Below are 14,186 nucleotides of genomic sequence, written 5' to 3' on the forward strand. Positions count from 1 at the left end.
ATTTTATACAGACGCAGTAGCACGAACAGATAGCCCGAAGTCCATATCGGCTGCTGTTTGTTTCAAGTTATAATAATCTCTTAACTTTTCAACAATCTCCGTCGGCGGTTTTTCGTTGTAGTAGCCGACACGTGTCATCGTCATTCCGCTTACCTTCTGCAGATCGACAAGCGATTCGCACATTTTTATTCCTGTACCAAAAGAATCGATAATCGGGACATTGCCGACATGATGAATATGGTGGGTTGCCAGGAATATATTCATTGGCCCTTCACCCGGGATAATGACATCCGCACCTTGCGATATTGCTATTTCAGCAGCTGCAATAAATTTATCGATAATGGGCTGAGGGTTTTTATAGCCTTCCATAATATCGTAAAAACCGATATCCGCCTGAACGATCGGTCCAAGCTTTTGCCCCAGCCCGTATTGCTGAGCATTGAAACGCAGCTGATCGGCTAACGGCGCCAGGAAATTAACAATTCCGATTTTTGTACCAAGCATTGACGCCATATGCATCGATGCGTGCCCGTAACCGATCACCGGGATATCAACAAGTGCACGTGCCTCGATTAAGCCAACGTCCGGAATCGTTCCAATAAACATCGCATCATAGCCCGCTTTTTCCGCGATTAATGCATTGCGGATGAACTGCTCCTTATGCAAACTTTGCAAATAGTTGTACGTAATATAGTGACCGGGATAATTTTCAGGGTACGTATCATTCGTCATGCCGTGAAGGACAACATCTACATCCGGACGTGCAATTTTCAAAATATGCTGAATGACCGCATCACGATATTCTGGAATATCTTCAATCGATGTTAAGCTTTGGTGCCAAATTTTCATTTAAGTACCTCCTGCTTGTTTGCTTGTATTGCTGTTCTTGCAGCTATGCGACCAAAAATTGCAGCTTTTCCTAACGAGCTTCCCGTCATATAACCCGCTCCGTGGAAACCTCCGACCATTTCGCCGGCAGCAAATAAACCTTTGATCGGCTCGCCGAACGGATCGAGTACATGCGTCTGTTCGTCGACTTGGACACCTGCATACGTAGCAAGCATAGCTGTTGCTGTTTCCATTGCATAAAATGGAGCTGTTTCGATTGCTGTTGGTGTACCGAATTTATGTGTGAGCGATGTGCGGCCAAATGCTGTATCCTGCCCTGTTTTCACATCAGAATTATAAGTAGAAATCGTTTGCTTTAATGCATCAACCGGCAGCCTTACTTTCTCTGCTAACTGTTCAATTGTGTCAAAGCTTTCGATTAAACCTTCTCTGTAAAGTAGATCAAAATCATATAGTGCATCATTTTCGACGCTTTTGTCCATGACCGTCTGATCCCATACTTGATAGCTCCGGCAATTCGGTTGCTGTAATGCTGCATCACCAAGCAGCTTATATGAAATCGATTCATTCACGAAGCGCTTTCCTAGTTCGTTAACGATGATCCCGCCTTTATAAAACGTATGGGCCTGCCGTTTTTTATCATTTGTCGATGTTGGATGAAAACCGTATGTGCCTTTCAAATACGTAAAGTCTTCCAGCCATGCGCCTGCCGAAGCAGCAAGTTTAATCCCGTCGCCTTTATTACCGGCACCACCGAGTCGAACAGTATTGGCTAATTGCGGAGCAAACTGTGCCAGGAGCTCTTCACTTTGAGAAAAGCCGCCCGCTGTTAACAGGACACCGTAATCCGTAGTAAGTTGATTTTGTTCACCGTTCTCTTCATATACAACACCAACAACTTGCTCATTGTCTTTTATTAAACGTACAACGGATGCATTCGTTTTAATCAATACGCCGTTTGCTTCAGCATTTGCACGTAATTGGCCAATCGCCTGGCTAGGAATGATCGTATGTCCGCGCGGGTTGGAATGTCCGCTTACAGCTTGGCATGTCTGGAATTGGACTCCCTGTTCGACAAGCCAGTTGTATGTAGCAAGCTGATGTTTACCGTATGCTTCAATGAGTATACGTTTGTTTTTATAATGGCCTACAGCGAGAAAATCCTCCATTAAGCTTTCTGTCGTATCTTCAATTCCGAGCTTCTTCTGAAAATCCGTCTCGGCAAAGGCCATAAAACAGCCGCTTAATAAAGAACTGCCGCCAATTTCAGCTTGTTTTTCCAGGACAATGACCTTTGCGCCAGCAGCAGAAGCCTCTACTGCCGCGCAAAGTCCTGCCATACCCGCACCAACAATTATAAGATGGTCACGGCTCATGCGTCCTACGCCTCCTTAACTGTTTCGGCCAACAGTTCAAGAGCGGCTTCACAAACTTGCATATCATGTGTATAGTGACCGCCACTTACACCGATTCCTCCGATACATTCACCATCTAATTGGATCGGGTAACCCCCTCCGAAAATAACGAGGCGATTCGTATGAACTAGACCTTCCATTAGTGGCGGATCATCTTTTAAACGGTCGTACCATTCATGTGTAGCACGATTATACGCTGCCGCTGAAAATGCTTTGTTTTGTGCGATTTCCAGCGCTAATACCGGTGCACCGTCCATAGCTGAAAATGCTTTTAAATTTCCGGCTTTGTCAACGATTGAGATCGCGAACTTCATGCCTAGCTCTTTCCCTTTTTCCTCTGCCTTCTCTAACATTTTCTTTGCTAAATCTAAAGTAACTGTGTTTTGTCGGAACGAATACGTTAATTCTGTCATTTTGATATCCCCTTTTCATTGTTATTTAGCTAAACCTACTGGTGCACCGAATCCGAAAGCTTCTACTGAAGTAGCAGTAATCGCGCGGCTTTTCGGCATTACAAGGTCGACGATGACATTTGCAATATCAATGGCATCCAACCAGCCGTCTTTATTTAAGTTCGCTCCGAGATCATTGGTCATTTGTGTATCAACCGGGCCCGGACAAACTGCATTCACGCGTATCCCATATGGTTTTAATTCTTCACCCAGTGCTTTTGAAAATCCGATTACCGCATGTTTGGAAGAGATGTAGGCACTGCGGTTTGGACCGCCTTTCGTTCCCCAGATCGAAGAAATATTGATGATCGACCCTGTACGTCTTTCAATCATCGACGGAACCGTTTCATAACAGAAGTAGTACGGGCCATGGACATTTATGTCGTGCATTTTGATCCATTCATCGGGCGTTGTTTCTGTAAATGGCTTCAATGCCATCGCACCTGCATTATTGATTAATATATCGATCGGTCCAAGTTCCTTTGCGACAACTGCCACTGCTTCCTGGACTTGTGTATAATCAGAAACATCACATTTAATTCCGATTGAAGGAACATTATATTTTGTTTCAATCAGCTGCTGCACTTCTGCACACTCTTGTTCATTACGCGCACAAACAGCAACTTTCGCACCTTTCGAAGCTAATAATAAGGCTGATTCTTTGCCGATGCCCCTGCCTCCGCCTGTCACAAGCGCTACTTTACCTAGTAATTCCATATGGGCCTCCTATTGATAAGATTTTTCCTTTTCCGCAATATAGCGCACAGCATCATGTCCTGCACGGCGACCGAATACTAAGCAGCGCAGCACCGATGTGCCACCCGGATATTTGCCGTAATACACACCTGAAGTTTCGCCTACAGCGTATAAACCAGGAATCGCTGCTTCATCACCTGTTACGACACGTCCATTTAAATCTGTCGCTAATCCGCCATTTGTAAATACGTTGCAGCAAATAATCGGATACGCTATAAACGGACCTTCGTTAATCGGAATGGACCAGTTCGATTTATTTAGTGCCAAGCCTGTTGTCCCAAGGCCATCAACCCGGTTATAGATGAATTCGCCAGTCGGACATGCTACATTAAATTCATCGATTGTGTGCTTTAGGTTTTCTGCATTCACACCGATTTGATTTGCGATATCTTCAATCGTTTCTCCGACGATTGCCGGGATATCAGTTTGCAGTGCCTCTTCATAATTCGGGATATTGTACATTTTCTGATCGGTAATCATGTAAGCGATGTGGTCTTCACATTCATAAAAGATTTTACGTGCCACTTCCTCATACTGCTCATCAATTGTCGTAACCCCTTCATCCGTAAAGCGTTTTCCCTGCTTATTTACAAGGACGGCATACGGGAACAACATAACGCCCGCTTCTTCACGTTTGCTTCGCGGGTCAACTGTTTCGGCATGGAAAGCATCAAACTGTCCTTTTCCGGCAGCTCCGATATTTAGTGCCATACGGATTGCCTCGCCTTTGTTAAACAGGCCACCTTCAGATACCGGGGGAATTTTATGTGCATCCCGGCCGATATACTGTGCCATCATTTCCTTATTTCCTTGGAAACCGCCTGCACCTAAAATGACCGCATTTGTTTTCAGTACGATTGATGTTCCGTCAGCCATACGTACTTTAATGCCATTGATCGCTCCTTCATCATCGAGCGTTAAATCCCATGCTGTTGTCTCATAAATAATTTCCACACCTAAAGCACGTGCGCGTAACGTAAGGGCATCAATAATCGCGCGTCCTCCGCCAATCGGTAACAGGCGGGGTCTTGATGCTGTCAAAAACATCGTCGGTAAATAATCAAAATCAACACCTTTCGACTCCACCCAACGCAATGTTTCTCCTGCTTCATCCCGTAAGGTTTCGGCATAGGCGCGATCCATGAATGAATCCGAAAATGAGACCATATCCTCAACAAGACCATCTGCAGGCTTATCGATATTCTCCATACGCATATAAGCCGCCGTCCAGCGAGTATTTCCACCGCGCTGTTCAAAAGGTGCACGCTCTAAAATGGCAATTGTTAAATTTTCATTTTGTTCCTTCGCTCGTTCAGCTGCAGCTAATGCAGACGCTGTACCTGCTGCACCGCATCCTACAATGACTAAATCATAGTCCACTCCGCTCATATCCACACCACCTTTCCGAATATTAAGAATATTGTTTTTCCAGTTGTTGAATTTCTTTTAACTTGAACAATTCCTGGCGCTGTTCCCATGTGCAAATGACATCATGAATGTTTGCCTGGCATTCATCACGCATTAAAATCTGCATGGCATCTGTAGCACCTTTAATCGCACCGCGTAAAGCCGAATTTGCACACAGCATTATCTGAAACCCTAAATTTTGCGCTTCCTGACGTGATACTAAAGGCGTTTTACCACCTTCTACAAGATTGATAATATGCGGAATACCCGTTACCTCTTTTGTAATACGCGACAATTGCTCATACGTAGTTGGCGCTTCCACAAAAATTGCATGTGCACCTGCCTCTTTATAAGCATTTGCTCGTTCGATCGCCTCTTCGAAACCAAGAACACCTAAAGCATCCGTACGCGCAATGATCGCTAACTGATCATCGTTACGCGCATCAAGAGCAGCTTTAATTTTCCCGACCATTTCATCCTGTGAAATCACTTCTTTACCGTTGAAATGACCGCATTTTTTCGGCATAACCTGGTCTTCGATTTGCAGTGCAGCCGTACCCGCCTTTTCCAGAACCTTTACCGTTCGCTGCATATTGATCGCATTGCCAAAACCTGTATCGGCATCAACAACAATCGGTACCGTTGTTACTTCACTCATCCAGGAAACGACCTGGGCGATTTCCGTTAGAGTCGTCAGCCCGACATCAGCCCAGCCAAGCTGTGCATTTGAAATGCCGGCTCCTGTTGCATAAATGGCCTTAAATCCTGTTTCTTCGATAATGCGGGCAGTCATTGCATCAAAGGCGCCCGGTAATATAAATGTGTCTTTACTTGCTAATAACTGTTGAAACATCTCTGTTTTTTTCAAGGTTAACCAGCCTCTCAACTAATTTCTTGGTATTTTTGGGTTGCGCGTTGATGGAAATAAATCGAAAAATCTTCAATATTTAAATCATGGTAGAAAATAATTTCCTGTGAATTCTTTATATAAACTTTTTGCGAGACTGCCCGCTTGCCGGCTAAAATCGTGACATAGTATTCTCCGCATTGAGGAAGTGTATAGTAGTCGTGCAGACCGTGTTCCATCGAGTATTGAACGCTATACGGCTTTCCTAACAACACCGTTACTTCCTCGACATAGCCCTGTTTCAGCTTTTCACGAATGCATGTCGAGCTCACCTTTTTACCTGAAATGGCAAAACGCTTAACAACATCAACTTTAATTTTCCAGTCGCTGTCTGACTGGATTGTAGCAATCGTACCGGCTCCTTTAGTTCCGTACGTATAGTCATAACCTGCTACAGCGTACTGCACTTGAAGCCCCACTAAATATTGCTGGACAAATTGCTTCGGCTGAAGAGCAGCAAACGATTTCGTAAAATCCACAATATAGAACAAATCGACATCCAATGACTGAAAGCGCTCGGCCTTTTTCTCCATCGGCATTAAATAGTCTACTTCTTCATTTGAAAAGACCGTTTTCGGATGGGGGAAAAAACTCATCACAGCCAATTTCAAGCCTTTTTTCCGGGCTTTTTTCCTCGCTGCTAAAATCACTTGCTGATGACCTTTATGCACACCATCAAAAAATCCTAATGCCATTACTGCCGGTTCGCTATTTTGCTGGACAATCGCCAGATTTTTTTCGTTTACGATAATTGTTTTCATGCTTCTTCACAACCTTTCTAAAATGTCGTAATTTAGTGGTTTACTTAGGTTCCTACCTTGCTTCAATCGTAATATTATTTAATTCTTTATCCTGCACACTGTCGCCCCAATATGTATTACTCAAGGCACGTTCTTCCAATGTCCACTCAACCGGTTCCCAATCCGGTTCGAAAATCAGGTAACCCCCCGAGAATAATTCCACACGGCAACCACTTCCAGGATCCATTACATATAAATAGATTGCCTGAGATACACCGTGTTTACCTGGACCGATAAATGGCAGATTATTTTCTTTTAAAATATCTGCAGCACGTAAAATATCCTGCGTATCATCCAGCCAGTAAGAAATATGATGGAGTCGGGCTGGTGTTGGAAGCGTTTCCTTTTTTATCATCGCCACATCATGCACAAGTGGTGTCACACTCATCCAGCCGGCCAATATACCATCATCGCCACGTACATATTCACGCATATTGAAACCGAGCACTTCCATTAAAAATTCATAGGATTCATCTACATCTGTCGTCGTATGAATGTTTACATGATCAAATCGACGAGGCGAAATCCCTTTATTCCATGATTTATATACTTGGTTTTTCAGAATCGAAGCTTTATCAGATGCAGCTTTTGACTTTTCCACGTCATAATAGAGTTCAAATGTATGGCCGCTAGGTAATTGAAAACGGATCGAATCACCGACGCCTGGTGTTGTGCCTTTTGGATATTCCTGAACAGCTATTCCTTGTTCGTCTAAAAGCTCTTTGAAGCCTTGAACACAATCAGCTGTTTTTGTACGCCAGCCGATATGTTTGACGTGAGCGCTTTCACCGGCTTCAATGCTTAATGTATGGTGCTGGAAATCACTGTAGGCACGCAAATAGTGAACACCGTCAATTTCCGTTGTTTCTTCCAATCCAATAATCTCTTTAAAGAAAACTAATGACTTTTCCAATTCTGTTGACACTAAAGCAACATGGCCTAATTTAGCGATTTCTGGTGCCACTGCAATTCCCCCTAAAATGATGGATATAAATAACTTCTTATTGTCTTCAATGTTACAAAATGTACTTTTTGATATCTAGGAAACTTTTATTCAGAAAAATCTAACTTTTAGTAAAAAATTACTGAATTTCAAGAATCACTTCCACTGTTCGCCAGCATAAATTCATATGGTAATACACCTGTCGTTTTTATAGGAAACTGCAGTAAATAGCCTGCTAGCGGTTCCTCTTTAACACGCGCTTCCGGCAATGCTTCATAGGCTGTTGTAACATATAAGTGGTCCAAATTTTTACCGCCGATTGTGCAGGAAGTGACATGGGAAACAGGAATGATGAATTCTTCTTTAATCTGCTGTTCCTGTGGAGTAATACATACAACACGAGTTTGTTCCTTACTTGTTTTTGCCATAAGACCGCTTTTAAATAAAGTTACATATAAATCGCCTTCACTATCGATCGTCATGCCGGCAGGATACCCTTCGACCATTTTGAAAGTATATACAACCTTTTCAAATAGCAGATGTCCCCTTTCTGTTAATTCATATTGAAAGATTGCATGTTTCGAAGAATCGATATGATAAAATTTATTTGTTTTGCGATCCCACTCTAAACCATTTGATATCGCTACTTTTGATAAATGCGTCTGAATTTCGCCTTCTGCATCAATGGAAATTAACTTTGCATTTTCGAATGGATAGTTAGAAAATGCGGTTTGCGGAGTTTCTTTGAATTTTTTAAAAAAACCGTCTGAAGAGCCTACCCATAGTCGTCCATCTGGTCCACATTTAGAATCATTTAAAAAATGTATTTCAGACAGATCTGGCGGCAAAACAAACGGTTTTTTCAGGCCTATTTTAAAATTGATTAAATAGAGGCCGTCTTTATAAACTCCAATAAACTGACCATCTGTAGTCGGGATAATCGATTGAATCCATCCCATTGCATCATACACATCTTCTTTTTCCGTTTCCGGATTGAATGTGATGATTTTTTTATTGGAAACATCAAGCCAAATCACCCCGTATGCCTGATGCCAGATTGGACCGTCTGCAAATTTCGCACGGTAATTCCCGCAAATCTTCATGCGCTCACCTTCTCTATCTATATAAGTATTTAAAAATATGAGATGAATAAAAAGCTACCTCATTATATTAAGGTAGCATTCAAAAATTATCGGTTTGTTTCATATATAAATTTGCCAACACAGCTGCTAATCATTTCCGCAAACTCTGTGCCACTTCATAAATTAAATCTTCCTGTCCGCCGACTGTTTTCCGACGGCCCAGCTCAACCAGAATATCGCGCTCATCTACACCGAATTGTTTGGAAGCTTTTTCTGTATGGAGTAAGAAGCTTGAATACACCCCTGCATAACCCATAATCAAGCTCGAACCGGAAATTTCCTGCGGCCTCGGTAAAATAGGTGCGACAATGTCATTTGCAACATCGATAATATTGTACAGATCAACACCAGTTTGAATGCCCATCCTTTGCAATACCGCAACTAATACTTCGGTTTGCGTATTGCCGCTGCCTGCCCCTAATGCACGTAATGAGCCGTCAATATAAGTAGCGCCCGCTTCGATTGCCGCTAAAGAATTCGCCATCGCCAGGGACATATTATTATGTGCGTGGAAGCCGATTTCACAGCCTATATTTTCTTTCAATGCACGAATGCGTTCCGTTACTTGATCTGGTAATAGGTAACCTGCAGAATCCGTCACATATACTATTTCTGCACCGTAACTTTCAAATAATTTAGCCTGCTCGACAATGACATTTGTCGGAGCCATATGTGCCATCATCAAAAATCCGGCAGTTTTCAGTCCCAATTCACGGCTATAGGCAATATGCTGTGCTGAAATATCCGCCTCTGTCACATGTGTTGCTACACGTGCCATTTTTGCGCCTGCATTCACGGCATTTTTTAAATCATCCTTAATTCCGATACCGGGAATAAGTAAGACAGCTACTTTAGAATCGGTACATTCACCGGCAGCAGCTTCGATTAACTTCAGCTCGTCCACAGCAGACAGACCATACTGCAAGCTCGATCCGCCTAAGCCATCACCATGTGCGACTTCAAAATACTCAACCCCCGCCTGATTTAATCCTCTCGCAATGTCACGTACTTGTTGCTCGGAATATTGATGCTTCATAGAGTGACTGCCGTCTCGTAACGATACGTCTAAAATATGAATGTCTCTCATCGCACAACCGCTCCTTGCGCTATTAGATTTTTGGCTAATTCATTTGCTACACGTGCAGCAGCTGCCGTCATAATATCCAAGTTTCCTGAATATGGCGGGAAGAAATCGCCTATCCCTTCCACTTCTAATAAAACCGATACTTTATTGCCCTCAAAAATCGGTTCACCACATAGACGGTAGCCCGGGACGTATGTTTTCACTTCCTCGATCATCTCTTTTATGGAAGCAAGGATTTCATTTTCCTTTCCTGTCTCCGTTACGAGCGCATGGACTGTATCACGCATCATAATTGGCGGTTCAGCCGGGTTTAAAATGATGATTGCTTTTCCTTTTTTTGCACCGCCGACTGCTTCGATTGCATTTGCCGTTGTCCGTGTAAATTCATCGATATTCGCTCGTGTACCCGGGCCTGCACTTTTACTTGCAACCGTTGCAACGATTTCTGCGTAGTCCACAGGTACAACACGGGAGATTGCTGCCACAATTGGAATCGTCGCCTGGCCGCCGCAAGTTACCATGTTGACATTGTCTTTTTCAAAATGCTCACTTAAATTTACTGGCGGGACAGTGAACGGCCCGATTGCTGCAGGTGTTAAATCAATCATCTTTTTACCTGCAGCTTTTATAACCTCATAATTCTCTTTGTGAGCATAGGCACTCGTCGCATCAAAAACGATATCAACTAAATCTAACTGTGATTTAAATCCTTCAATACCATTTTCGATTGCAATATAGCCACGGTCGCGTGCACGTGCCAAACCTTCCGACTGCGGATCAATACCTACCATGACCGCCATCTCCAGTGCATCACAACGCTCAATTTTATACATTAAATCCGTACCGATATTCCCTGAACCGATAATGCCTACTTTTAACTTCGTCAATTTGCTCACCTCAACCCTCAATCTGTAAACTGTACTTTCAACTGACCGTACTTACCAAAATCAACTTCAAACTCGTCATCCGCATCGAAAAATACTGCCCCTGTAATCGCACCCGCTAAAATGAATTGACCCGCTTTCAGTGAAATATCATATTCACTCAACATATTGGCAAGCCAGGCAATCGCTTTCGCCGGGTTCCCCATTACCGCATTGCTTACACCTTGATCGATTACTTCACCATTTTTCTTCACGACAATAGGAATGTTGGCAAGGTCCTCAAGGGATGGCAATTCGGCTGGTGTACCAATAATTGCACCGGCAGACGAGCCGTTATCTGCAACCGTATCCTCAAATTTAAATTTCCAGTCCATAATGCGACTATCGATAATTTCAATTGCCGGTGCAATCGCTTTTGTTGCCTGTAATACTTGTTCGACTGTCACATTCGGGCCTTTTAGATCTTCTTTTAATAAAAAAGCAATTTCGAATTCTACTTTCGGTTGAATAAACTGCGATTTCGAAATTGTACTGTTATTTTCATATACCATCGTACTCAAAATATGCCCGAAATCAGGCGTGTCTACATTGAACATCTTTTGCATGACTTCGCTCGTCAATCCAACCTTCATGCCTACCAGTTCAGCTTCCTTCAACTTCTCTTTAATTTGTAGCAGCTGAATATGATAAGCGTCGTCAACTGAAATATCAGTTGACGACGTGAAAGGTTCAATTGGCTGTTTCGAACGTTCAGCAGTTAATAAGGCATTAGCAGCTTGTTGAATATCCAATTTGAATCCCCCTGTTATACAGTAATTGTTTCTAATGAACGGTATTTGCCAGCATAGAATAGTAACGGCTCTTTCGAATCATCCAGCTTAATATCCCGTACTTTGCCGATGAACAATGTATGATCGCCTTCAACGTATTCCGATACAACATCACAGCTGATCTGTGCGATGGCACCTTGTAAAACCGGTACACCTGCTAAACGCTCGAAAGTTACCTCTACTACTTCATCTTTCTTTTGACCGGCGAAAACCATTGAATAATCTTGTTGATCTTCAGCTAAAATATTGACACCGAAAATACCGCTCTCTTTAATTTTTGGCAGGCAGCGCGCTTTTTCACCGATTGAAATCACAACTAGCTTCGGCTCTAAAGAAACAGACATGAATGCATTCGCTGTCATACCATGCTCCTGTTTATCGTGCTCTGTTGTAATGACGGTAACACCTGTCGCAAACTTACCCATCGCATTTCTAAATAAACGATCATCCATCATAATGTTGCCTCCTCTTTGAAGTTCATATTTTCACATCGTAAACTATCCGCTTTGCTGCGAAATATTGTTACGCTTTAATTGTCGGGTTATTTTCTGGGTTATTGTCCATTTGATCGCCCCAATAAGTGAAACCTAAGCTCATCTCATCTAGTGTCCAACGAATTGGCTCCCAATCCGGCTCGAAAATTAAGTAGCCGTTTGTAAAGATTTCCAGACGTACGCCACTGCCAGGGTCAATTGCATAAATGTACATCGCCTGTGAAATACCGTGTTTTCCTGGTCCTTTAAACTCAATACCGTTTTCTTTTAAAATATCCGCTGCACGCAGTAAATCCTGAGCGTTATCCAACCAGTATGAAATATGGTGTACTTCGTGTGTAGAAGCGGAATGCGGGTCAAAGCTGAATGCAATGTCGTGTACGAGTGGTGTTACGCTTAACCAAGCGCCTAAATAGCTGCCGTCCGGTGCTTCCACATATTCACGTAAGTTAAAGCCTAAGTGTTGTATCATAAAATCTGAAAATTCATTTGCAGGTATAGAGCTTAATAGATTCACATGGTCAATACGACGCGGTGATACACCTCTATTCCATGATTTATGCGTCTGATTTTTTAATACGGAACGTGTTTCCGGTGCAGCCAATGTTTTCTCCATATCAAAGTAAATTTCGAAAGTATGTTTACTCGGCAGCTGGAAGCGGAAAGCTTTTCCTTGGCCTCTTTCCGTACCTTCCTCTACCCAATTGATTTCGATTCCTTCTTTTTGCAGATTTTCGGCAAAAGCATCTACATCTTCAGGTCGTTTTGTACGCCATGCAATATGATCAAGGCGAGATTCTTCACCGGCACGAAGTGTTAATGTATGGTGCTCGAAGTCACCCCATGCACGTAAATAGTGAACACCGTCCGCTTCTTCTGTCTCTTCAAGACCAATTACTTCTTTGAAAAACCAAAGTGATTTTTCTAAATCTGTACTTACTAAACCAAAATGGCCAAGTTTTGAAATTTCCGGATTTGTCATAGTGCATTCCCCTTTTTTGATTATTTATTTATCTATGCAAAATATGTGTTAGGCTCTAGATCCACCATTAAACGACCATGTGTTTCAAGCAAGCTTGACGGTGTAATGAATGCATGTAAGTGCATCGTAATGAAGTCGCGGTAAAATGCTTGGAATACGTTGTTATTGTAAGCAAATACCGAACCTGATCCCGCCAGCATCAAATCATAGGCTTCCTTACATAATTGGTTGGCATAGCCGTACTGTGCCTTAATTCGAATACTTACTTTTTGCGTGAATTCCTTGCCGCTCGTTGAGTAATCATCCAAAATTTTAATCGCATTTTCGAATAACGATCTTGCGCACTCCAACTTCAGATCGATTTCCGCTATCTGTAAATGTGTCAGCGGTGCATCTGACATTTTGTTGTAGAATGTATTGCCGATACCTGCTTTATTCACCCGTTCCATATGGACATCAAATCCGCCAAGAGCTGTGCCTAATACCGGTGCTGCAATTGATAGTGTCAGTGACGGTACGAATGGTGTACGGTATAACGGATTGTCTTTTAATTCATCGATCATATAATGACGCTGCTGAGCTAAGCGGTCCAATGAAATGCGGTGATCCGGGACAAACACTTCCTTAATGACGATACTGTTACTGCCTGATCCTTTTAATCCGACTACATCCCAGTCATCCAAAACTGTTACATCTTCACGAGGCACGATTAAAATCGCCATTTCGATTCCGCCATTGCCATCGTCTACCGGTGTGCCACAGTAGAACCAGTCAGCATATGGAGCACCTGATACGAAAGGCCACTGTGCGTCTTTAATGAAGTAACCGCCATCAACTTTTTCAATATCGATACGGATCGGTTTAAAATTACCTGCTAAAATCACATCATTATCGCGGTTTGGTCCAAAAATCTCTGCTAGCGCTTTTTCGCCGTATACATAGGAAATCATGTAATCGCGAATATTGCTTAACGCTGTGAACCATCCGGCAGACGGATTTCCGCGGCTGATTTCAGTTACGACATCAAAATAATTTTGCATGCTTGTTTCATGTCCACCGAAAATTTTTGGTCGTAAAACCTTCAATAATCCTTTTTCACGCATTTCCTGAATGATTTCATTTGGAATTTGGCTGTTTCTATCAATTTCCAATGTTGCTTCACGTAACTTCGGAATGAGCTGGCGTGCGTTCTCAACAAGCATTTCGCTTACAGACAATGTACTTACTACTGTTTCTCCCAT

General features: G+C 42.7%; 15 protein-coding genes. All 15 read right to left on the bottom strand.

Features of this window, described 5'->3' with window-relative positions; all coding sequences use genetic code 11:
- Window positions 1–3 precede the first annotated feature (3 nt).
- Entirely contained in the window at window positions 4–849 is an 846-nt protein-coding gene (locus ABS917_RS06475; RefSeq protein ID WP_350478236.1) for an aspartate/glutamate racemase family protein, read from the bottom strand.
- Window positions 846–2,225, bottom strand: a complete 1,380-nt coding sequence (locus ABS917_RS06480; protein WP_350478237.1) for an FAD-dependent oxidoreductase — start codon at window positions 2,223–2,225, stop codon at window positions 846–848. Before ABS917_RS06480 ends, ABS917_RS06475 begins: the two co-directional genes overlap by 4 nt.
- 5 nt (window positions 2,226–2,230) lie before the next feature.
- A complete protein-coding gene (locus tag ABS917_RS06485; protein ID WP_350478238.1) occupies window positions 2,231–2,677 on the bottom strand; it encodes a GlcG/HbpS family heme-binding protein in 447 nt (148 codons plus the stop codon).
- A 21-nt stretch (window positions 2,678–2,698) separates the two neighbouring features.
- Window positions 2,699–3,433, bottom strand: coding sequence for an SDR family NAD(P)-dependent oxidoreductase (locus ABS917_RS06490; protein ID WP_350478239.1), 735 nt, complete (start codon window positions 3,431–3,433; stop codon window positions 2,699–2,701).
- 9 nt (window positions 3,434–3,442) lie between these two features.
- Window positions 3,443–4,861 (bottom strand): FAD-dependent oxidoreductase, encoded by a 1,419-nt coding sequence (locus ABS917_RS06495; RefSeq protein WP_350478240.1) that lies wholly within the window; start codon window positions 4,859–4,861, stop codon window positions 3,443–3,445.
- A 22-nt stretch (window positions 4,862–4,883) separates the two neighbouring features.
- Window positions 4,884–5,747: an isocitrate lyase/PEP mutase family protein gene (locus tag ABS917_RS06500; RefSeq protein WP_350478241.1), complete on the bottom strand. Its 864-nt coding sequence runs from the start codon at window positions 5,745–5,747 to the stop codon at window positions 4,884–4,886.
- A gap of 14 nt (window positions 5,748–5,761) precedes the next feature.
- The gene (locus tag ABS917_RS06505; RefSeq protein ID WP_350478242.1) at window positions 5,762–6,547 is read right to left on the bottom strand and encodes an FAD synthetase family protein; all 786 of its coding nucleotides are present in this window, start codon (window positions 6,545–6,547) and stop codon (window positions 5,762–5,764) included.
- 52 nt (window positions 6,548–6,599) lie between these two features.
- A complete protein-coding gene (locus ABS917_RS06510; RefSeq protein WP_350478243.1) occupies window positions 6,600–7,550 on the bottom strand; it encodes a VOC family protein in 951 nt (316 codons plus the stop codon).
- A 128-nt stretch (window positions 7,551–7,678) separates the two neighbouring features.
- Window positions 7,679–8,632, bottom strand: a complete 954-nt coding sequence (locus tag ABS917_RS06515; RefSeq protein WP_350478244.1) for an SMP-30/gluconolactonase/LRE family protein — start codon at window positions 8,630–8,632, stop codon at window positions 7,679–7,681.
- 130 nt (window positions 8,633–8,762) lie between these two features.
- Window positions 8,763–9,758, bottom strand: coding sequence for a 4-hydroxy-2-oxovalerate aldolase (dmpG, locus tag ABS917_RS06520; protein ID WP_350478245.1), 996 nt, complete (start codon window positions 9,756–9,758; stop codon window positions 8,763–8,765).
- Entirely contained in the window at window positions 9,755–10,642 is an 888-nt protein-coding gene (locus ABS917_RS06525; protein ID WP_350478246.1) for an acetaldehyde dehydrogenase (acetylating), read from the bottom strand. The genes dmpG and ABS917_RS06525 overlap by 4 nt, the downstream gene beginning before the upstream one ends.
- 17 nt (window positions 10,643–10,659) lie before the next feature.
- Window positions 10,660–11,430, bottom strand: coding sequence for a 2-keto-4-pentenoate hydratase (locus ABS917_RS06530; protein WP_350478247.1), 771 nt, complete (start codon window positions 11,428–11,430; stop codon window positions 10,660–10,662).
- Between the two features lie 14 nt (window positions 11,431–11,444).
- Window positions 11,445–11,921 carry a flavin reductase family protein gene (locus tag ABS917_RS06535; RefSeq protein ID WP_179946262.1) on the bottom strand — a complete coding sequence of 159 codons (477 nt, stop codon included), beginning with the start codon at window positions 11,919–11,921 and terminating at the stop codon, window positions 11,445–11,447.
- 70 nt (window positions 11,922–11,991) lie between these two features.
- Window positions 11,992–12,945 carry a VOC family protein gene (locus tag ABS917_RS06540; RefSeq protein ID WP_008407963.1) on the bottom strand — a complete coding sequence of 318 codons (954 nt, stop codon included), beginning with the start codon at window positions 12,943–12,945 and terminating at the stop codon, window positions 11,992–11,994.
- Between the two features lie 32 nt (window positions 12,946–12,977).
- Complete coding sequence (locus ABS917_RS06545) at window positions 12,978–14,186, bottom strand: acyl-CoA dehydrogenase family protein (RefSeq protein WP_350478248.1); 1,209 nt, start codon at window positions 14,184–14,186, stop codon at window positions 12,978–12,980.

Source organism: Solibacillus sp., assembly GCF_040273735.1.
In the GTDB taxonomy this organism is placed as follows: Bacteria; Bacillota; Bacilli; order Bacillales_A; family Planococcaceae; genus Solibacillus.

Bases quoted from the DNA above. Each gene is read 5' to 3' on its own strand.
- ABS917_RS06475 (WP_350478236.1), bottom strand. From the start codon at position 849: ATGAAAATTTGGCACCAAAGCTTAACATCGATTGAAGATATTCCAGAA.
- ABS917_RS06480 (WP_350478237.1), bottom strand. From the start codon at position 2,225: ATGAGCCGTGACCATCTTATAATTGTTGGTGCGGGTATGGCAGGACTT.
- ABS917_RS06485 (WP_350478238.1), bottom strand. From the start codon at position 2,677: ATGACAGAATTAACGTATTCGTTCCGACAAAACACAGTTACTTTAGAT.
- ABS917_RS06490 (WP_350478239.1), bottom strand. From the start codon at position 3,433: ATGGAATTACTAGGTAAAGTAGCGCTTGTGACAGGCGGAGGCAGGGGC.
- ABS917_RS06495 (WP_350478240.1), bottom strand. From the start codon at position 4,861: ATGAGCGGAGTGGACTATGATTTAGTCATTGTAGGATGCGGTGCAGCA.
- ABS917_RS06505 (WP_350478242.1), bottom strand. From the start codon at position 6,547: ATGAAAACAATTATCGTAAACGAAAAAAATCTGGCGATTGTCCAGCAA.
- ABS917_RS06515 (WP_350478244.1), bottom strand. From the start codon at position 8,632: ATGAAGATTTGCGGGAATTACCGTGCGAAATTTGCAGACGGTCCAATC.
- dmpG (WP_350478245.1), bottom strand. From the start codon at position 9,758: ATGAGAGACATTCATATTTTAGACGTATCGTTACGAGACGGCAGTCAC.
- ABS917_RS06535 (WP_179946262.1), bottom strand. From the start codon at position 11,921: ATGGATGATCGTTTATTTAGAAATGCGATGGGTAAGTTTGCGACAGGT.
- ABS917_RS06540 (WP_008407963.1), bottom strand. From the start codon at position 12,945: ATGACAAATCCGGAAATTTCAAAACTTGGCCATTTTGGTTTAGTAAGT.
- ABS917_RS06545 (WP_350478248.1), bottom strand. From the start codon at position 14,186: ATGGGAGAAACAGTAGTAAGTACATTGTCTGTAAGCGAAATGCTTGTT.